Annotated in this window: 17 protein-coding genes; 9 read left to right on the forward strand and 8 right to left on the reverse strand. The window is 63.1% G+C overall.

The window, feature by feature from the left end; translation table 11 throughout:
- Window positions 1-214: 214 nt before the first annotated feature.
- The gene (locus tag FJ977_RS02440; RefSeq protein WP_140769684.1) at window positions 215-1,309 is read left to right on the forward strand and encodes a LacI family DNA-binding transcriptional regulator; all 1,095 of its coding nucleotides are present in this window, start codon (window positions 215-217) and stop codon (window positions 1,307-1,309) included.
- Here FJ977_RS02440 and FJ977_RS02445 read toward each other — a convergent pair.
- Both FJ977_RS02445 and choX read right to left on the reverse strand, forming a co-directional pair.
- Window positions 1,306-2,136 carry an alpha/beta hydrolase gene (locus FJ977_RS02445; protein ID WP_181179501.1) on the reverse strand — a complete coding sequence of 277 codons (831 nt, stop codon included), beginning with the start codon at window positions 2,134-2,136 and terminating at the stop codon, window positions 1,306-1,308. The two genes, FJ977_RS02440 and FJ977_RS02445, sit on opposite strands and share 4 nt — an antisense overlap.
- Window positions 2,133-3,071, reverse strand: a complete 939-nt coding sequence (gene choX / locus FJ977_RS02450) for a choline ABC transporter substrate-binding protein (RefSeq protein ID WP_140768230.1) — start codon at window positions 3,069-3,071, stop codon at window positions 2,133-2,135. Before choX ends, FJ977_RS02445 begins: the two co-directional genes overlap by 4 nt.
- 81 nt (window positions 3,072-3,152) lie before the next feature.
- Here choX and betI point away from each other — a divergent pair, with 81 nt between their 5' ends.
- Window positions 3,153-3,791: a transcriptional regulator BetI gene (gene betI, locus FJ977_RS02455; RefSeq protein WP_140768232.1), complete on the forward strand. Its 639-nt coding sequence runs from the start codon at window positions 3,153-3,155 to the stop codon at window positions 3,789-3,791.
- Window positions 3,792-3,845: 54 nt separating this feature from the next.
- On the opposite strand, the gene FJ977_RS02460 is transcribed toward betI, so the two are convergent.
- Window positions 3,846-4,781, reverse strand: a complete 936-nt coding sequence (locus FJ977_RS02460; RefSeq protein ID WP_181179504.1) for a glycosyl transferase family 90 — start codon at window positions 4,779-4,781, stop codon at window positions 3,846-3,848.
- Window positions 4,782-5,003: 222 nt separating this feature from the next.
- Between FJ977_RS02460 and FJ977_RS02465 the strand changes: the two genes are divergently transcribed.
- The 5 genes from FJ977_RS02465 to FJ977_RS02485 all read left to right on the forward strand — a co-directional run bounded on the left by FJ977_RS02465 (window position 5,004) and on the right by FJ977_RS02485 (window position 9,576).
- The gene (locus FJ977_RS02465; protein WP_140768236.1) at window positions 5,004-5,777 is read left to right on the forward strand and encodes an SDR family oxidoreductase; all 774 of its coding nucleotides are present in this window, start codon (window positions 5,004-5,006) and stop codon (window positions 5,775-5,777) included.
- A 105-nt stretch (window positions 5,778-5,882) separates the two neighbouring features.
- Entirely contained in the window at window positions 5,883-6,869 is a 987-nt protein-coding gene (locus FJ977_RS02470; protein ID WP_140768238.1) for a glycosyltransferase family 10, read from the forward strand.
- A gap of 133 nt (window positions 6,870-7,002) precedes the next feature.
- Window positions 7,003-8,400 carry a class II fumarate hydratase gene (fumC, locus tag FJ977_RS02475; protein WP_140768240.1) on the forward strand — a complete coding sequence of 466 codons (1,398 nt, stop codon included), beginning with the start codon at window positions 7,003-7,005 and terminating at the stop codon, window positions 8,398-8,400.
- 176 nt (window positions 8,401-8,576) lie between these two features.
- Complete coding sequence (locus FJ977_RS02480; RefSeq protein WP_140768242.1) at window positions 8,577-8,999, forward strand: DoxX family protein; 423 nt, start codon at window positions 8,577-8,579, stop codon at window positions 8,997-8,999.
- A 154-nt stretch (window positions 9,000-9,153) separates the two neighbouring features.
- Window positions 9,154-9,576, forward strand: a complete 423-nt coding sequence (locus tag FJ977_RS02485) for a DoxX family protein (protein ID WP_140768244.1) — start codon at window positions 9,154-9,156, stop codon at window positions 9,574-9,576.
- A gap of 21 nt (window positions 9,577-9,597) precedes the next feature.
- On the opposite strand, the gene ppx is transcribed toward FJ977_RS02485, so the two are convergent.
- A complete protein-coding gene (gene ppx / locus FJ977_RS02490; protein ID WP_140768246.1) occupies window positions 9,598-11,133 on the reverse strand; it encodes an exopolyphosphatase in 1,536 nt (511 codons plus the stop codon).
- Window positions 11,133-13,334, reverse strand: a complete 2,202-nt coding sequence (locus tag FJ977_RS02495) for an RNA degradosome polyphosphate kinase (protein WP_140768248.1) — start codon at window positions 13,332-13,334, stop codon at window positions 11,133-11,135. The genes ppx and FJ977_RS02495 overlap by 1 nt, the downstream gene beginning before the upstream one ends.
- A 143-nt stretch (window positions 13,335-13,477) precedes the next feature.
- On the opposite strand from FJ977_RS02495, the gene FJ977_RS02500 reads away from it, so the two are divergent.
- Window positions 13,478-13,723 (forward strand): zinc-finger domain-containing protein, encoded by a 246-nt coding sequence (locus tag FJ977_RS02500; protein ID WP_056563026.1) that lies wholly within the window; start codon window positions 13,478-13,480, stop codon window positions 13,721-13,723.
- 19 nt (window positions 13,724-13,742) lie between these two features.
- Window positions 13,743-14,981: an FAD-dependent monooxygenase gene (locus tag FJ977_RS02505; protein ID WP_140768250.1), complete on the forward strand. Its 1,239-nt coding sequence runs from the start codon at window positions 13,743-13,745 to the stop codon at window positions 14,979-14,981.
- 126 nt (window positions 14,982-15,107) lie between these two features.
- Here FJ977_RS02505 and FJ977_RS02510 read toward each other — a convergent pair whose 3' ends face one another.
- The 3 genes from FJ977_RS02510 to FJ977_RS02520 all read right to left on the reverse strand — a co-directional run bounded on the left by FJ977_RS02510 (window position 15,108) and on the right by FJ977_RS02520 (window position 17,860).
- The gene (locus FJ977_RS02510; RefSeq protein ID WP_140768252.1) at window positions 15,108-15,773 is read right to left on the reverse strand and encodes a TIGR02117 family protein; all 666 of its coding nucleotides are present in this window, start codon (window positions 15,771-15,773) and stop codon (window positions 15,108-15,110) included.
- Between the two features lie 100 nt (window positions 15,774-15,873).
- The gene (locus FJ977_RS02515; RefSeq protein WP_010915400.1) at window positions 15,874-16,677 is read right to left on the reverse strand and encodes an amino acid ABC transporter ATP-binding protein; all 804 of its coding nucleotides are present in this window, start codon (window positions 16,675-16,677) and stop codon (window positions 15,874-15,876) included.
- A gap of 25 nt (window positions 16,678-16,702) precedes the next feature.
- Window positions 16,703-17,860, reverse strand: coding sequence for an amino acid ABC transporter permease (locus FJ977_RS02520; RefSeq protein ID WP_140768254.1), 1,158 nt, complete (start codon window positions 17,858-17,860; stop codon window positions 16,703-16,705).
- Between the last annotated feature and the right edge of the window lie 3 nt (window positions 17,861-17,863).

Genomic DNA, 17,863 nt, shown 5'->3' on the forward strand with positions numbered 1-17,863 from the left:
CACTCTGAAGGTCTGTTCTTCTTGGTATTTGTGTCGAGCCCGCACTCTCGCGCCTGACATCGCCCGCCACCGCAATCGCGGGACGTTCCGTCACAGCCTCCTGGCTCGCAATTCTCTAAAAGAGACCGGTCTCTTGTTGATTGAGACCGGTCTCTTTGATAATCGTTATCGCCAGATTGACCTTCCGTCAACAACTCTTGTAGTCGTTCATCCGATGAAAAGAACCGCGCCCAAGACCCCGTCGATAACGGTCAGCGATGTCGCCCGCGCGGCAAACGTCTCGAAGGCGACAGCCGCGCGCGTGCTCGGCGGATACGGCGTCGTCAGCGACACGATCCGCGCTGATGTCGTGGCCGCGGCCAAGGCACTGGACTACCGTCCGAACGAGCTGGCTCGCAGCATGACGACCGGCCGGTCCGGCATCATCGGGGTGGTTGTCGGCGACATCGAGAACCCGTTCTTCAGCCTCGCGGTGCGTGGCATCAGCGACGCCGCAAGGGCAGCCGGGTTCAACGTCATTCTGGCTAACTCCGGCGAGCGGATCGAGGTTGAAAAGGCAGCTGTGCGGCTATTGATCGGCAAGCGCGTCGACGGGCTGATCGTCACGCCATCGGAATCGCGTGACATCTCACACCTGCGCGACATCCATCGTTCAGGCCGGCCGCTTGCCCTGCTCGACAGGGCGCTGCCCGATCTGGATGTCGATACAGTCACGGTCGACGATCGCGGCATCGCCATGCGAGCGACCCGCATTCTTGTGGATGCCGGACACCGCAAGATCGCCTATGTGACCGCGGTCGACGCCGAAGGGCACGAGTACCGCGATCTCGGGCAAATCTATACCTCCTCGGTTCGCGAGCGCATCGACGGTTACCTCACCGTGTGCCGAGATGCCGGAATTGATCGGCCAGAACGTTATGTCCGCCTTGGTGCAACAAGCCCCGCCGAAACGCGCAGGGCTGCCGACGAGATGCTGTCCGGGCCGGATCGGCCGACGGCGGTCCTTGCCTCCGACAGCGTCATAGCACTGGAGATATTCAGGGTGATCCGCGAGCGCGGCTTGCGGGTTCCCGAGGACATTTCGCTGATCACCTTCCACGATGCGGACTGGACGAGTGTGACAACGCCACCCATCACCGTCATCGACCAGCCCGTCTACGCGCTTGGCAAGAGTGTCGCGGAATTGCTTATCCGTCGATTGAAGGGAGAGCCACGCCCGGCGGAAAGACTCATTCTGCCAACATCGATATTTGAGCGCGGGTCCGTTGGCCCGCCCTCGTCAACTTCGCGATCATTGGTCCGGCGTTAGGCTCCCAATGCCTCGATGATGGCCCCGGCGACAAAGGCCGGATCCTCCCAATGCGGGTTGTGGCCACAGGCTTCGGCGCGCGCGAGTCTCGCCCCCGCCAGGCTGCGCAACAGCGCCTCCTGGTGCGCCTCGCCAAACAGCGGGTCGCACGCGCCGGCGATGATCAGCGTCGGGGTCCGCACTGCCTGTGCCGCACTGGTCAGGTCGGCCGGGCATATCTCTTCCAGAATGGCGCGCCAGCGCGCCGCGGGCATGGCCGATGCGTCTTTCGCCAGGCCGGCTAGAAACGGCTGGGGCACATCGGACCGGCAGGCATGCCACCAGTCATAGAACGGGTCGGCTGGCGATATCGGGTCACGCAGGGCCTGAACACCCGTCACGAGTGGATGGTCGCGTGCGAAATCGGGCTTCAACGTGCCTGCCATGACCACCAGCCCCCCGAGGAGCTCGGCGTATCGCGCAGCCAGAGCGATGGCCACCATGGCGCCCAGCGAATGGCCCACGACAACAGGCCGATCGAGTTGGAGATGCCGGATCAACCCGGCAATGTCATCGGCGAAGTCGGTAATGCCGCAACCTTTGCCCGACGGCGAGGCGCCATGGCCGCGCAGGTCGGGCATGATCAGCCGGCGGCCGGCCAGGTGAGGCGCCAGCAGCGAAAAGCTGCGGCTGGTGTCGGTGAAGCCGTGCACCAGAACCAGTGCCGGCTCGGCGCCCGATATCTCGACATAGGCGATCTCGAGGCCGCCGGGATTGACGAATTGCTTGCGGCCGGCCCAGGCGTCCTGCTCCGCAGCCGATGCCGCCTTCAGTTCGACCGCCGTCACAGGCCGAGCTTCTCCTTGACCGCGGCAAGGCCGGGCTTGCCGTCGAAGGTGGTGACGCCGGCGAGCCAGGTGTCGAGGCGGTCCTTGTTCAGCGTGATCGCCTTCGATGCCCCGTCCTCCGGCTTCATGCCGTCATTGATCAGGTAGCCCATGCCGACATTCTCGAAATCGATGTCGAAGGCGAGATTTTTCAGGAACTGCGCGACATTGGGACATTGCTGCAGATAGCCCTTGCGGACCTGCGTCGTCACCGTCGCGGCGCCGAAGTTCGGGCCAAAGAACTTGTCGCCACCAGTCAGATATTTGAAATCGTACATGGTGTTCATCGGATGCGGGGCCCAGCCCTGAAAGACGATGAACTGCTTCTCCTTGATCTCATAGCCGACCTCCGAGAGCATGCCCGCTTCGCTCGACTCGACCACGTGCCAGCCGTCAAGGCCGAAGGCCGGATCGGCGATGGCGTCCATCATCAATTGATTGGAACCGGGTTCGATGCCGTACATTTTCTTGCCGAACTTGTCGGCGAATTTGTGCAGGTCGGAAACGTCCTTGACCCCGGCCTCCCAGACATAAGTCGGTACGGCGAAGGTGTATTTGGCCCCGACGAGATTGACGCGGACATTCTCGATCGAGCCGTCCTTCTTGTAGGGCTCGTAGTAGGTGACCATCGCCGGATCCCAGTAACCCAGGAACAGGTCGAGATCCCTGTTTTTCATGCCCTCGTAGATGACGTTGATGCCGAGCACTTCGCTCTGCGACTGATAGCCGAGCGCTTGCAGCAGGATGTTGGCCACACCAGTGGTGAAGGCGAGATCGTTCCAGCCAGGCTCGGCCATGCGAACGGTCCTGCACTCTTCGGCCTCTGCCGCCTGGGCCGCGTGAGACGCCAGCACCAAAGCGGCAAGGCACACGCCATTTGCAAGGATGCGCAACATTTCGGTTCTCCTCTTGTCCTTAATTGACCAATTGGTCTTTTTATTGTCCCGTCGGTCAATAGTTGATCTAGGCGGACGAAGATGTCAACGTGGATTCGCAATGCGTGGATCGAACCCGTGAAACTCAGGCGTCTCGGTGACATACGCCGCAAGGAGTTGCGGCAAGCCGCTTTCGCGGTGCTGGAGCGCGAAGGCATTGCCGGCGCGACCCTGGAAAAGGTTGCCGCCCATGCCGGCGCCTCCAAGGGCATCGTGCTGCACTATTTCCGCAACAAGCAGGAATTGTTCGAACATGCGATGCGCGAAGCCAACGCCGTGCTGCGCGACGCCGTGGTCGCCCGGCTTCGTCGGGCGCGCTCGCCAAGGGAACGCCTCGATGCGGTGATCGATGGCAATTTCGAGGAGCATCTGTTCCAGCCATCGCTTTGCCATGCCTGGCTTTCGCTCTGCGCCGAGGTGCCGCGCGACGAGAAGCTGGCGCGGATCCAGAAGGTGCTTCACGCGCGCATGCGCTCGAACCTGTTGTCCGGCCTGCACGGCCTCACCTCGCCCAAGGTTGCCGATGACATCGCGCTTGGCGTCACCGCGCTGATCGACGGGCTTTGGTTGCGGCTCGGCCTGGAGCCGGGCAGCGTGTCGCGTGAACAGGCCATCCGCCAGGTCAAGGATTTCGTCGCCGCGCGGCTGGCCATGCACCAGCCTGCGACCGTCAGCGCATAGGCCGGCCCCGGCCTTTGGGCAGGCCGAATTCCATGCCAAGTGAAGGGCGTACCGTCAGGGTGGCCAGCCGGTCGCGCGCTTGCGCCGCTCAAGGCCGGATTTCAGGTTGCCGCCGGCGGCGGCGTGATCCTTCAGGAGCCTCGCCCATGCCGCCACCGCTGCCGCGCGTGTCAGGCGGGTCCTGGCGAAATCCTGCGCCTCCGCGGCTATCTCGGCCTCCAGTTTCGGATTGGCGCGCAGCCACTCTATGCGTTCGGCCAGATCGGACAGGTCGCGCGCCACCGGGACATAGTGGCGAAACGGTTCGATATCGTCGAAAAACCACTCGCGCCACGGCCGATCCTGCAACAGCACGACCCGTTTGGTGTGGAGCAGCATCTTGAAGCGGCCACTGTAGCCCGCGCCCTCGACGTCGATCATGTACCTGTAGGTGGCGACCTGGTCTTCCATTGTCTTGAAGGTCGCGGAATACCGATTGATGCTGGTGTTGTAGTTCGGCTCGGTGTTGTAGGCCTCAATCAGATCCGGCCGCGCCTTTGCAATCTCGACTATCGCCTGGCGAGCATGGTTCATGCAGCGCCCCGCCCAGAACAATCTGTCATCGCGCGGCGGCTCTTCGGAGGCGGCAGCCATCGCCCGCGTTTTCTGGTCGTAATCGTCGAACTTCGCGTCCGGCCAGCCATCGAAAACGAAATCCGGCGCGGCTACCTCGCCATAGCCGTCGGCTTGAGAGAAGGCAAAGCGCGTGCGGAAATAGCGATACCTTCTGCGCGACGGCGTATCGCCGAGCAGCATATAGAAGGGCGGCAGGCTTTCGACGCCCAGGGACGCCAATGCCTCGGCGATCAAGGTCAGGACCTGCACGTGCCGCTCAAGCCAGGCAGCGCGGGAGCGCACCTTGAGCGTCCCGCCTTCGAAACGGCAATGGATCTCGCCGCGATTGAGCCCAGGCAGAAAGCGCCTGCCAACCTCGACGACATCGACAGCCATGGGAAGCGCTTTCGGTCCATTCTTGAGTGGTGCCATTTTCAAAAGACGCTCGCCGCGGCCCGTTTCGATCAAACGCGGCTATCCCGTTGGCGCGGCGGATGCAAGGGCAGACAATCCCGGCGTCGGCACCTGACGAAGTTCATACCGTGGGATAGGCCCGCGGCTTGACCCGGGCCGCGACCATGCGGTGCTCTGGCCTGACCCAAAACTTCGGAGCGCCAAATGAGGCTTCAAGACAAGCATGCGCTGGTGACCGGCGGCTCGGACGGCATCGGCCTGGCAATCGCCGAGGCGTTCCTGCGCGAGGGCGCCGATGTCCTGATCGTCGGCCGCGACGCCGGCAAGCTCGAAGCCGCGCGCGAGAAACTGGCGGCTGCCGGCCCAGGGGGAACCGTGGAGACATTGTCGGCCGACCTTGCCACAAGCCCCGGCATCGCAGCGGTTGCCGAACACGTGAAAGGCTCCGGCCGGCCGCTCGACGTTCTCGTCAACAATGCCGGTGTGGCCTATCTCGTGCCATTCGAGACCGTAAGCGAGGCACAGTTCCAGCACTCCTTCGCGCTCAATGTGACAGCCGCGTTCTTCCTCACCCAGGGACTGCTGCAGCATTTTGGTGCTGGCGCCTCCGTCATCAACATCTCCTCCTATTTCGCTAACAAGATGATCCCGAAGCGGCCGTCCAGCCTTTACTCCCTGTCCAAGGGCGCGTTGAACTCGCTGACCAAATCGCTGGCCTTCGAGCTCGGCCCGCGCGGCATCCGTGTCAACGCCATCGCGCCCGGCACGGTCGACACAGCCATGCGGCGCCGGTCGATCGAGAACCTGCCGGCGGCCGCGCAGGCCGATCTCAGGGCCTATGTCGAGCGAAGTTATCCCCTCGGCCGCATCGGCCAGACGAGCGATCTGGCCGGCATCGCGATCTATCTGGCGAGCGATGAGGCGGCGTGGACCAGCGGCGGCATCTTCTCCATCGACGGCGGCTACACCGCGGGGTGAACTGCGGGCTGGCGTCTTGCGCCGTGGACAAGCCGGTGTACTTGACCGACGTCCGATTCCGCGTCTGTCACGAAGAGCGAGAATATCCCGGACACGCGTGCCGCCATGTCGTCAGACGATCCGCTGATCCTCTTCTACACGACGTTCTTCGGCAAGCCCGTCGACATTGGGTCCATCCATTGCGAATTGCCGGGGAGGTGGACGCTGGACAAACGCCGGATTTCCGAGGCGGCGGCAGTCGTTTGCCACATTCCGAACTTCCGCGAAATCGGCGACGCCTACAAGTACCCTGGCCAATACTGGGTGGCCTGGTCCATGGAGAGCCGCCAAAACCACAACCGCATTGCCGATCCCAAGATCATGCAGCACTTCGACCTCACGATGACGCATGAATCCGGGTCGGACGTCTGGGTGCCCTACCTTCCGCCCAAGCAATGGTGGGAAGAAATATTGGCCAAACCAATCGGGCCGAAGACGGAAGAGGCACCGGTCGCACTCTTTCAATCGGCCGGGCTGAACCACAGCGGTCGCGTCGATCTGGCGACCGAACTGTCACGCCACATCAAGATCGATTCCTATGGCCGACACTTCAACAACCGGTCGATCATCGGCCCCGATCTCGGTCAGAAGACCAAGATCGAAACCATTGCGCGGCACAAATTCTGCTTTGCCACGGAGAACTCGATAGAGCCCGACTATGTCACCGAGAAGATCTACGACGCATTCGCGGCCGGCACCGTGCCGATCTACCTTGGCGCCCCGAATGTTGATGAATTCGTCCCTGCAAATTCATACATCGACGCCAACGCTTTCCCCAACGCCAGGGACCTGGCGGCCTATCTCCAGCATCTGATCGAAACGCCGCAAGACTACGAGACCTACTTTGCCTGGCGCTCGACGCCACTGCCCGACAGTCTCGTCAAACGTCTGCAAGGCTTGGAAATCCCTGCCTTCTGTCGGTTGATGAACCTTGTGGGTCAACGCCGGGAAGAACGGCCAAATCCGCCATCGGGACGGCCAATTCTCCCTTTCGGCCGCATCTCCTTCCTGCGTACGCGGTTGCGTCGCTGGAAGAAAAAGGTCCGGGGCTGACGATCGGGGCATGAGGGGAGAAGGAGGAATGCTCCTTCAACCGATTTGCATTCACACCACCCGCAATCTCCGCTTGAAGGCCATTGTGCAACGCGATACGCCCTTGCCCAAATCGACAGACCGGAGACTTGCCGTGAGCACGCCAAAGACCAGAACCGAAACCGATACGTTCGGCCCCATCGAGGTTGCAGCGGACCGTTATTGGGGGGCGCAGGCGCAGCGCTCCCTGGGCAATTTCAAGATCGGCTGGGAAAAGCAGCCGGCTTCGATCGTGCGCGCGCTCGGTATCGTCAAGCGGGCCGCGGCGGAAGCCAACATGGAGCTGAAGCGGCTCGATCCGGCGATCGGCAAGGCGATCATCGCGGCCGCGCAAGAGGTCATCGACGGCAAGCTCAACGACCATTTCCCGCTGGTGGTCTGGCAGACCGGCTCCGGCACGCAGTCCAACATGAACGCCAATGAGGTGATCTCCAACCGGGCGATCGAGATGCTTGGCGGCGTGATGGGGTCGAAGAAGCCGGTGCACCCCAACGATCACGTCAACATGAGCCAGTCGTCGAACGACACCTATCCGACGGCCATGCACATTGCCTGCGCCGAGCGCATCGTGCACGATTTGCTGCCGGCGCTGAAGCACCTGCACAAGGCGCTGGACGCCAAGGCCAGGGCCTTCAATCACATCATCAAGATTGGCCGCACGCACACGCAGGATGCCACTCCCCTCACTCTCGGCCAGGAATTTTCCGGCTATGCGGCGCAGGTCGCCTCCTCGATCAAGCGCATCGAAATGACGCTGCCCGGCCTGCAGGAACTGGCGCAGGGCGGCACCGCCGTCGGTACCGGCCTCAATGCGCCTGTCGGCTTCGCCGAGCGGGTGGCTGATCGCATCGCCGCCATCACCGGCATCGCCTTCGTCACCGCGCCGAACAAGTTCGAGGCGCTCGCCGCACACGATTCCATGGTGTTCTCGCACGGCGCCATCAACGCGGCTGCCGCAGCACTCTTCAAGGTCGCCAACGACATCCGCTTCCTCGGCTCCGGCCCACGCTCCGGGCTCGGCGAATTGTCGCTGCCGGAGAACGAGCCCGGCTCTTCGATCATGCCCGGCAAGGTCAACCCGACGCAGTGCGAAGCGATGACACAGGTCTGCGTGCAGGTGTTCGGCAACAACGCCGCGGTGACCTTCGCCGGCAGCCAGGGCCATTTCGAGCTCAATGTCTACAATCCTCTGATGGCCTACAACTTCCTGCAGTCCGTGCAGCTCCTCGCCGACGCGTCGGTCTCCTTCACCGACAATTGCGTCGTCGGCATCGAGGCCCGCGAAGACAACATCAAGGCGGCCCTCGACCGCTCGCTGATGCTGGTAACGGCGCTGGCCCCGACCATCGGCTATGACAACGCCGCCAAGATCGCCAAGACGGCGCACAAGAAGGGCACCACGCTTCGCGAGGAAGCACTGGCCACCGGGCTGGTCAGCGAGGCTGACTATGACCGGCTGGTGCGGCCGGAGGACATGACGCATCCGGGATAAGGTGTTTTCGGCGGGAGAATTTCCTCCCGCCGCCCCGCCTTTCGACACGAATTTCGCGCGTCTTGCCCGATCATGGAAATGTGCGGACTGTGAACAATGTGTCGCCAGATAGGCGGCTTTGGTGAACAGTCGGCATCGTCTATCTCTGGCTCATTCAACCCATTCGGAGAGCCACCATGTCCATCAACACTTCAGCCGCCGGCGCCGGCACCGCGTCCAACAGCTCTGTCACCATCCTCCTCGGCCGCATCCTGCTCGCGGTCATTTTCCTGCTTTCCGGTTTCGGCAAGCTCACCGCCATTTCCGGCACCGCCGCCTATTTCGGCGGCCTCGGCTTGCCGGCGCCAACGGCAACGGCCGTCATCGTCGGTCTGATCGAACTGCTTGGCGGCCTTGCCGTCCTCGTCGGCTTCCAGACCAGGCTCGCCGCCTGGGTGCTCGCTGTCTTCACCGTCGCCACCGGTCTGGTCGCGCACACCGGCTGGGCCGACCAGATGCAGATGATCCAGTTTCTCAAGAACCTCGCCATCACCGGCGGCTTCCTGCTGCTGGCTTCATCGGGCGCCGGCGCCTACTCCATCGACGCCAAGCGCGGCTAATCCTTCTTCCCATACCTGAGAGAAGCGGTGCGGAATTTTCCGCGCCGCTTTTTCGTTGTCTGGAATAGCCAGTTCGGTTTCGGCTCCAGCTTCGCAGGCGTAAGCTGCGCGGCGCCGGCTCGATCCCAATCGGGCGCCGGCAAGGGAGGTGGCCATGACCCGCAACGCATTGCTTCTGGTTTCGCGACTGCTGTTTGCCGTGCTGTTCGTACCGTCCGGCTTCCAGGCCCTCGCCAACATTGCCGGCACGACCAGTTATTTCGCCGGCCTCGGCCTGCCGCTGCCATACCTTGCCGCCTGGGGCACGGGCCTGTTCGAGCTGATCGCCGGATTGCTGGTCCTCGTCGGCTTCCAGACCCGGGTCGTGGCGCTGCTGCTGGCGGCCTTCTGCGTCGTTGCCGGCTTCATCGGCCATTACGGCCAGGGCGCTGACGATGCGACGCTCGCCTTCCTGCACCAGCAGATGCTGATGAAGGACATTGCGATCGCGGGTGGCTTCCTGGCGCTGGCCATGGCCGGTGCCGGAGCGTGGTCGGCCGACGGACGCAGTTTCGGCATCGGTGCGGACGCGACCTGAGCCTCGATCCACCGGAACGTGCTATTTGACCGAAACGCTCGGCCCGCCTTCCACTGCCAGCACCAGCCTGCGGTTGGTGATCCGCGCCAGCTGCGCCAGCCGGCCGGCCGGCCGCTCGCCGTAGAGGTCGGAGAGCGAGGCCGGCAACACCAGCGCCAGCACGCCATTGGCGCGCGGCTCCCATTTCAGCCTGGGCATGATGCCGGGCATCGAGGCCGTCAGCAGATAGACGACGCGCATCATCGCCGCCAGCACCCGGGCACGCTCGAGGTAGCGTGGCGTCGCCAGCGCCTTGATTTCCGGCGCGATGGATTCGTTGAAGATGCCGTCATGACGATAGGCGTTGGCCAGCGCCAGGAAGGCACGGCCCGGATGGTCGACGCCGAAGAAAGAGGCATGGGCAATGATGTTGAGCGATTGCCTGCCGCGATACTCGGGATGCGCGCGCCAGCCGATGTCGGCCAGCAGTGCGGCGGCATGGCGGTAGCGCGCCTCGTCTTCGGTCTCGTCGATGCCGAAGGCGGCGAAGGATTTGGCCGTCCAGTCGACCAGTTCATGCGCATGGGTGACCGAGCGCGAACGCAACCGGGCGAGCTCCTCGGACGCCGAAATCAACGGATCCGCCTTCTGCTCCGCCTCATCGAGCAACGAATAGAGGAAGCCTTCGCGCACACCGAGTGCCGAGACGATGATCTTCGACGGCTGCATCGCCGCCATGATCTCCTGCAGCACGATGGCGCCGTAGGGCAGCAGCGAACGGCGGTTCTTCGAGACGCCTTCGATCCCCTTGACCTTCTCGATCTCGGCTTTGCCCACCTGCTTGAGAAAGTTCGCCGCACTGTCGGCTGATATCTCGTAATGGTGCATGACGCCGAGCGGGTAGTTGGTCATCTCCATGTGCAGCCGGGCGAGGTTTCGCCAAGTGCCGCCGACGGCGTAGAAGGGCCGGCCCTGCCCGCCCTTCAACAGCTTGGCCCGCGCAAGCTCTTCGCGCGCGATCTTCTGCGCCTGGGTGAGCGAGTTCTTCGCCATGTCCTGAAGGCGCAGGCCACCGAGCGGCAGCGTTATGCCGTCACCGATTGCCTCGCCACTGACGTCGACAAGCTCGAGGCTGCCGCCGCCCAGATCGCCGGCGATGCCATTGGCCGGATGGAAGCCGGAAATGACGCCGAGCGCCGAATAGTGGGCCTCCTGACGCCCGCTGATCACCCGGATCTCGGTCTTGAGCACGTCCTCGGCCCGATGGATGAAATCGGGTCCGTTGATTGCCTCGCGCGCGGCGGCGGTGGCCAAGACATACATATGCTCTGCGCCGGCCTGATCGGACAGCGCGCGAAAGCGGCGGAACTCTTCCATCGAGCGCGTCACCGCCTCGGGGTCGAGTTTGCCGGTCGAAACGATGCCGCGGCCAAGACCAGCCAGCATCTTTTCGTTGAACAGCATGGTCGGCGAGCGCGCCAGCCCTTCATAGACAACGAGGCGGATCGAATTCGACCCGATGTCGATGATGGACAGCGGTCGGCGGTCCTGCAGCCGGCCCTGGGAATCAGACAGCATCAGGTGGACGCTGCGGCGTTCTTCTTGCGGCGCTTGAACTGCGCAATGCGTTTGGGCGCATGCGACTTCAGCGCGTCACCCCGTCCGGACAGGCTCGGATTGGTCATGAAATATTCCTGCGCGTTGAACGGTTCCTCGCCCTCCTCCAGCACCACGCGCCGGGAGGTTCCATCAGCCAATACGTCGAAACTTTGCTGATTGTCCATGATGTTGCCGAGCATGATCTGGCCGAGCACCTGTTCATGCACAGTTGGATTGGTGATCGGCACCATGGTCTCGACGCGACGGTCGAGATTGCGCGGCATCAGGTCGGCCGAGGAGATGTAGACGATCGCCTCGTCCGACGGCAGGCCATGGCCGTTGCCGAAACAATAGATGCGGCTGTGCTCCAGGAAGCGGCCGACGATCGATTTGACCCTGATGTTTTCCGACAGGCCCGGCACCTGTGGCCGAAGGCAGCAGATGCCGCGCACGACGAGGTCGATCTCGACACCGGCGCGGCTGGCATCATAGAGGGCGTCGATGATGATCGGGTCCACAAGCGCGTTCATCTTCATCCAGATGCGCGCCGGCCTGCCTTCCAGCGCATGGGCGACTTCGTCGGAAATGTGCTGCAGGATGCGGTTGCGCAGCGTGAACGGCGAGATCGCGAGCCGCATTTCGGCGGTCGGCTCGGCATAGCCGGTGATGAAATTGAACAGCTGCGCGACGTCGCGGGCAATCGTCGGGTCCGTGGTGAAGAAGGACAGGTCGGTGTAGATGCGCGCGGTGACCGGATGGTAGTTGCCGGTGCCAAGATGCACGTAATTGCGCAGCTTGCCGTCCTCGCGCCGCACCACCAGCGACATCTTGGCATGGGTCTTCAGTTCGAGGAAACCGAACACGACCTGCACGCCGGCGCGCTCCAGGTCGCGCGCCCAGCGGATGTTGGCTTCCTCGTCGAAGCGCGCCTTGAGCTCGACCAGTGCGGTCACCGACTTGCCGGCCTCGGCCGCGTCGACCAGCGCGCGCACGATCGGGCTGTCGTTGGAGGTGCGGTAAAGCGTCTGCTTGATCGCCACCACTTCGGGGTCGGCCATTGCCTGGCGCAGGAACTGGACCACCACGTCGAAGGATTCGTAGGGGTGGTGGACGATGATGTCCTTCTCGCGGATGGCGGCAAAGCAATCGCCGCCATGCTCGCGGATGCGCTCGGGAAAGCGCGGATTGTAGGGCCTGAATTTGAGGTCGTCGCGGGGCACGGCGACGATCTCGGAGATCTGGCTGAGCGCCAGCGGCCCGGTCAGGACGCTGATGCGGCTCGATGAGACGCCGAGTTCGCTGGCCACGAAATCGCGCAATTCGCCAGGCATCAGCTTGTCGAACTCGATGCGGATCACCGATCCGCGACGGCGGCGCTTCAGCGCGGTCTCGAACAGGCGCACCAGATCTTCCGATTCTTCCTCGACCTCGATATCGCTGTCGCGGATGATGCGGAACGTGCCTGAGCCCTTGACCTCGTAGCCGGGAAACAGCTTGCCGATATAGAGCCCGACCGCCTCTTCCAGCGGGATGAAGCGGACATGGTGCTTGCGATCCGGAAGACGGATGAAGCGCTTCAGCGCCACTGGCAGGCGCAGGAGCGCGCTCATTTCTTCGCCATTCTTGCGATGGCGAAGCTGCAGCGCCATCGAGAAGCCGAGATTGGGAATGAACGGGAACGGATGCGCCGGGTCGATCGACAGGGGGGTAAGCACCGGAAACACCTGGTCCTGGAAATGCTCTTCCAACCAGATCTTCTCGTCCTTGGTCAGAGCGTCGCGGGTGATGGTCTCGATGCCTTCCTTGTTGAGCAGCACAGTCAACGCCGAAAGGCTCTTCTGCTGGTCTTCCTGCAGCCGTTCGACCTCGCGCAGCAGCTGTTCGAGCTGCTGTTCGGGAGTGCGGCCATCAGGGCTCTTCAGCACGATGCCCTCGCGGACCTGGCCGGCGAGGCCGGCGACCCGCACCATGAAGAATTCGTCGAGATTGGCAGCCGAGATCGAGAGGAAACGAACGCGCTCCAGCAGCGGATGATGGGTGTTCAGCGATTCCTCGAGCACGCGGCGATTGAACTGCAGCCAGGAAAACTCGCGATTGACGAAACGATCGGGATTGCCGCCTTCCGGGCTCGCCGCTTCGACATTGATGAATTCGCTCTGCACCGGCTTCAGTTCGTTCATGGTTCCTGCTCTTTCCACCGCTCAGCCGGTTAACCGGCTTAACTTATCCTCTGACAGGCTTTTGCGACAGTTTCATTTCATCGATCTTGCAAAGAGACCTGTTATGATCCAGATGCATGCGAGACTGCGTTAAGGAGACGACGATGGCAGGCGGTTCCATTCCCCATTTCCAGAACGATGCGGGCCATCCGGCGATCGACATCGGCGTCAGGGAATTCATGTGCACGGGCGCCAACCCGCCTTTCGATCACCCGCATGTGTTTCTCGACATGGGCGACGACAATGAGAAGGTCTGCCCCTATTGCTCGACGCTCTACCGCTATTCGCCGAAGCTGAAGGCGACGGAAACGCTGCCTGCCGGCTGCCTCTACATCGACCAGGCCGCCTGATTCCCTCGCGACGGACCTGATGGACGACCAAGGCTCCCGGCAAATCGTCATCGCCGGAGCGGGCGTCGCCGGGCTGACCTCCGCACTTGCTTTTGCCAGACGCGGCTACCCCGTGCAGGTGTTCGAGCAAGCGCCGCGCCTGGAAGCTGTAGGCGCCGGCCTCCAGCTTTCCCCCAACGCGACACGCATCCTGCGTGACCTCGGCGTACTCGACCGGCTGTTGCCGGCGGCGGTGCGGCCGGAGGCCGTGGTGCTGAAGGATGCGAGGACGTTGCGCGAATTGGCGCATGTGCCGTTGGGGCAGTCGGGTGAAGACCATTGGGGCGCTCCCTATCTCGTCGCGCACCGGGCCGACCTGCAGAGCGCGCTGATGGCGTGTGCTGCCGAGATGCCTGATATCCATCTCACCGTCGGGGCGCGCGTCCAAGGAATTGCGACTGGCAGCCATGGTGTCACGGCAACCGTCGAGATCGGCGGCAAGACCGCGGAGGAACAAAGCTTCTTGCTGGTCGGCGCCGATGGCGTCTGGTCGTCGGTGCGCGGGCTTGTCGATGCAAGAAGGATGGCATCGCCAAGAAGCCGTTTTTCGGGAGAGTTGGCCTGGCGCACCACCGTCACGGCCGACAGCAGCGCCGGGCGGGCCTTCGCCGCGATCGGCGCAGCCGATTGTGTCACGACGTTCCTGCATCCGGGTTTCCACATGGTCGCCTATCCCGTCAGCAAGGGCGACGCATTCAACCTCGTCGCCTTCACCAAGGGCGAGCGCATTGCCGAGGGCTGGTCCGGCCATGCCGATCCCGGCACCCTCGCCGCCGCCATGCGCGGCACCGCGCCAGGACTCGTGAAGCTGGTGGAAATAGCCGGGCCGTGGCTGACCTGGCCGCTGCATACCGTCGAACAGAAACAGCCTTGGACAACGCCGACCGGCATTGCGCTGATCGGCGATGCCGCGCATGCGATGACGCCATTCGCGGCACAGGGCGCGGCGATGGCGATCGAGGATGCCGCGACGCTTGCCACTCTGGTCGCCGACTTCCCCGCCGATCCGCGAAAGAGCCTCACCATCTGGGAGAATCTGCGGCGGCCGCGCGTGGAGAAGGTGCTCAAGCGCGGTGCGCTCAACCGGTTTGCCTGGCACGCCCGGGGCCCGGTGGCGCTGGCCCGCAACCTGGTGCTGGCGACGCGGCCGGCGGAGAAGCTCGCGGCTGATCTCGACTGGCTTTATGGCTGGGAGGAACCGAAGGTCGTTAGGCGGTAGGACGTCGGGACAAGTCAGCCCGATAGGTTGACGGGACAGCGCCTCTCTGTCCTGCCGGACATCTCCACCACCTGGGGAGATTGGCGGCTTTGGCGCCGGCGTCCATCTTGGAAACGTTGCCGAGTCTCAATTATACAACCGCATCGACCACCCCAGCGACACCGGCAGCGGGTTCCACCAGCCGGTCCGCAGGCCTGCGGTACGCAGAGCGGCAGCGGTCCAGGTGTTGCAGCCGACCAGCGCGTTGAAATGGCCTTTGGCTTCGAAAAAGCCGTCGAATTTTGAATAGGCAGCGTTCTGGACATGGATCGGACCGTTCGGCCCCTGCTGAAAACTGGCCTGGATGAAATCGAGCAACGCCGCGAACCGCTTCCCGTCAATGTCGAAGCCCGCGACATCCGGATGTGGTTCGGCGATGGCGCCGGCGACATCGACGTGCATCACCGAGGCATCGAGGGTCAGCGCCTTCATCACCGGACCGGCCTTGAGTTCGGACCAGGTCGGTGTTTCCAGATAAAAGGCGCGGCCGCCCCAGCCGAAGATGATGTAGCGCACCTCCGGACTATCGGCCGGGATGCCGGCCTCGACCAGAAAATGAAAGCGCTGGCGCACGGCATCGTCCACCGGAATGGCGATGTCGGTGTGGATCGGGTTCTTCAGCACCAATATATGCCGCGTGCCCTCGCCCGCGGATGCCGCCGGCCAGAGCGGACGCGGTACCAGCGTGCCGAGGGCCGCTGCAAGCACGATCACGGCGAGCGACATGGAAAGGAAACGCAGGACTTTTCTCATCGATGACGCCCGCTGCCCTGCCGCCAATCGCATCAGCCGATCCATAAGAAAAGAGCCCGGCCGCATTGCGGCCGGGCTCTTGCGCTCGGTGTGAAACCGGTCAGTGCAGGATCTGCGACAGGAACAGCTTCGTGCGCTCATGGCGCGGATGGTCGAAGAATTCGGCCGGCGTGTTCTGCTCGACGATCTGGCCCTGATCCATGAAGATCACCCGGTTGGCGACCTTGCGGGCAAAGCCCATTTCGTGCGTGACACACAGCATGGTCATGCCTTCCTCGGCGAGCCCCACCATGGTCTCCAGAACTTCCTTGATCATTTCCGGGTCGAGCGCCGAGGTCGGCTCGTCGAACAGCATGATGCGCGGGTTCATGCATAGCGAGCGCGCGATCGCCACGCGCTGCTGCTGACCGCCTGAAAGCTGTCCCGGATACTTGTTGGCCTGCTCCGGGATTTTCACGCGCTTGAGGAAATGCATGGCGATTTCCTCGGCCTGCTTCTTGGGCGTCTTGCGCACCCAGATCGGCGCCAGCGTGCAGTTTTCCAGGATGGTCAGATGCGGGAACAGGTTGAAGTGCTGGAACACCATGCCGACCTCGCGGCGCACCTCGTCGATCTTCTTCAGATCATTGGTGAGTTCCTTGCCGTCGACGATGATCTTGCCCTTCTGGTGCTCCTCCAGCCGGTTGATGCAGCGGATCATGGTCGACTTGCCGGAGCCTGAGGGCCCGCAGATGACGATGCGCTCGCCACGCATCACCTTCAGATTGATGTCCTTCAGCACATGGAATTCGCCATACCATTTGTGCATGGCGATGATGTCGATGGCGACATCGGTGGTCGAGATGTGCATCTTGGCGGCGTTGACCTTGATCTCTTCCGCGCTGACGGCATTTTCGGTGGCCATTGACAGGGTCCCCTTGGTCTTTCGTTTAGCGTTTGTAGCCGGTATCGAGCCGGCGTTCGGTGTACATTGAATAGCGCGACATGCCGAAGCAGAACAGCCAGAAGACGAAGGCGGCGAACACCAGGCCGGACCGGGCCGTTTGCGGCGTCGCCCAGTTGGCGTCCGAGAAGTTCTGCTTGACGACACCGAGCAGGTCGAACATCGAGATGATCAGGACGAGGCTGGTGTCCTTGAACATGCCGATGAACGTATTGACGATGCCGGGAATGACCAGCTTCAGCGCCTGCGGCAGAACGATCAGCCCCATCTTCTGCCAATAGCCGAGGCCGAGCGAATCGGCGCCCTCATACTGGCCTTTGGGAATTGCCTGCAGGCCGCCACGCACGACTTCGGCCATGTAGGCGGCGGCAAACAGCGACACGCCGATCAGCGCCCGCAGGAACTTGTCGAAGGTGACGCCAGCCGGCAGGAACAGCGGCAGCATGACGCTGACGAAGAACAGAACGGTGATCAGCGGGATGCCGCGCACCGTTTCGATGAAGATCACGCACAACGTCTTGATGATCGGCATTTTCGAACGCCTGCCCAGCGCCAGCACCGTGCCCAGCGGCAGCGACACGGCAATGCCGACGAAGGACAGGCTGAGCGTGACCAGCAGGCCGCCCCAGCGCGAGGTCTCGACATGCGGCAGGCCGAACACGCCGCCGATCAGCAGGAAAAAGGAGACGATCGGCAGCACCAGGAAAAGCAGGATGGCGTTCAGCCCCTTGCGGGGGACACGCGGGATCAGCATCGGCACCAGCAGCGCCACGAACAGGATGGCAACCAGGATCGGCCGCCAGCGTTCCTCGATCGGATAGGTGCCGAACATGAACTGGCCGAACTTGGCATTGACGAAAGCCCAGCAGGCGCCGGTCCAGCCATCCGGCTGAATGCCGCCTTGTGCAACGGTCGCACAGACGGTGCGGTCCGGCCCTGTCCACTGCGCGTTGAGGAACGCCCAGTTGATGACCTGCGGCAGGATCCAGGCAACGATGACGATGCCAAGGATGGTGAGGATGGTGTCGCCAACCGTGCCGACCAGGTTCTTGCGCACCCAGGCCATCGGGCCGCGGACGCTTGTCGGCGCGGGCTGCGCCAGGGCCATTTCGGTGCGCACCCAGGACATATCGTGTTCCTGCATGGC

Origin of the sequence: Mesorhizobium sp. B2-1-3A (genome assembly GCF_006442655.1) — a bacterium.
In the GTDB taxonomy this organism is placed as follows: domain Bacteria; phylum Pseudomonadota; class Alphaproteobacteria; order Rhizobiales; family Rhizobiaceae; genus Mesorhizobium.

Excerpts from the sequence above, each read along its gene's own strand:
- FJ977_RS02440 (WP_140769684.1), top strand. The coding sequence starts at position 215 with ATGAAAAGAACCGCGCCCAAGACCCCGTCGATAACGGTCAGCGATGTC.
- choX (WP_140768230.1), bottom strand. The coding sequence starts at position 3,071 with ATGTTGCGCATCCTTGCAAATGGCGTGTGCCTTGCCGCTTTGGTGCTG.
- betI (WP_140768232.1), top strand. The coding sequence starts at position 3,153 with ATGTCAACGTGGATTCGCAATGCGTGGATCGAACCCGTGAAACTCAGG.
- FJ977_RS02460 (WP_181179504.1), bottom strand. The coding sequence starts at position 4,781 with ATGGCTGTCGATGTCGTCGAGGTTGGCAGGCGCTTTCTGCCTGGGCTC.
- FJ977_RS02465 (WP_140768236.1), top strand. The coding sequence starts at position 5,004 with ATGAGGCTTCAAGACAAGCATGCGCTGGTGACCGGCGGCTCGGACGGC.
- FJ977_RS02470 (WP_140768238.1), top strand. The coding sequence starts at position 5,883 with ATGTCGTCAGACGATCCGCTGATCCTCTTCTACACGACGTTCTTCGGC.
- FJ977_RS02480 (WP_140768242.1), top strand. The coding sequence starts at position 8,577 with ATGTCCATCAACACTTCAGCCGCCGGCGCCGGCACCGCGTCCAACAGC.
- FJ977_RS02485 (WP_140768244.1), top strand. The coding sequence starts at position 9,154 with ATGACCCGCAACGCATTGCTTCTGGTTTCGCGACTGCTGTTTGCCGTG.
- ppx (WP_140768246.1), bottom strand. The coding sequence starts at position 11,133 with ATGCTGTCTGATTCCCAGGGCCGGCTGCAGGACCGCCGACCGCTGTCC.
- FJ977_RS02495 (WP_140768248.1), bottom strand. The coding sequence starts at position 13,334 with ATGAACGAACTGAAGCCGGTGCAGAGCGAATTCATCAATGTCGAAGCG.
- FJ977_RS02500 (WP_056563026.1), top strand. The coding sequence starts at position 13,478 with ATGGCAGGCGGTTCCATTCCCCATTTCCAGAACGATGCGGGCCATCCG.
- FJ977_RS02505 (WP_140768250.1), top strand. The coding sequence starts at position 13,743 with ATGGACGACCAAGGCTCCCGGCAAATCGTCATCGCCGGAGCGGGCGTC.
- FJ977_RS02510 (WP_140768252.1), bottom strand. The coding sequence starts at position 15,773 with ATGAGAAAAGTCCTGCGTTTCCTTTCCATGTCGCTCGCCGTGATCGTG.
- FJ977_RS02515 (WP_010915400.1), bottom strand. The coding sequence starts at position 16,677 with ATGGCCACCGAAAATGCCGTCAGCGCGGAAGAGATCAAGGTCAACGCC.
- FJ977_RS02520 (WP_140768254.1), bottom strand. The coding sequence starts at position 17,860 with ATGCAGGAACACGATATGTCCTGGGTGCGCACCGAAATGGCCCTGGCG.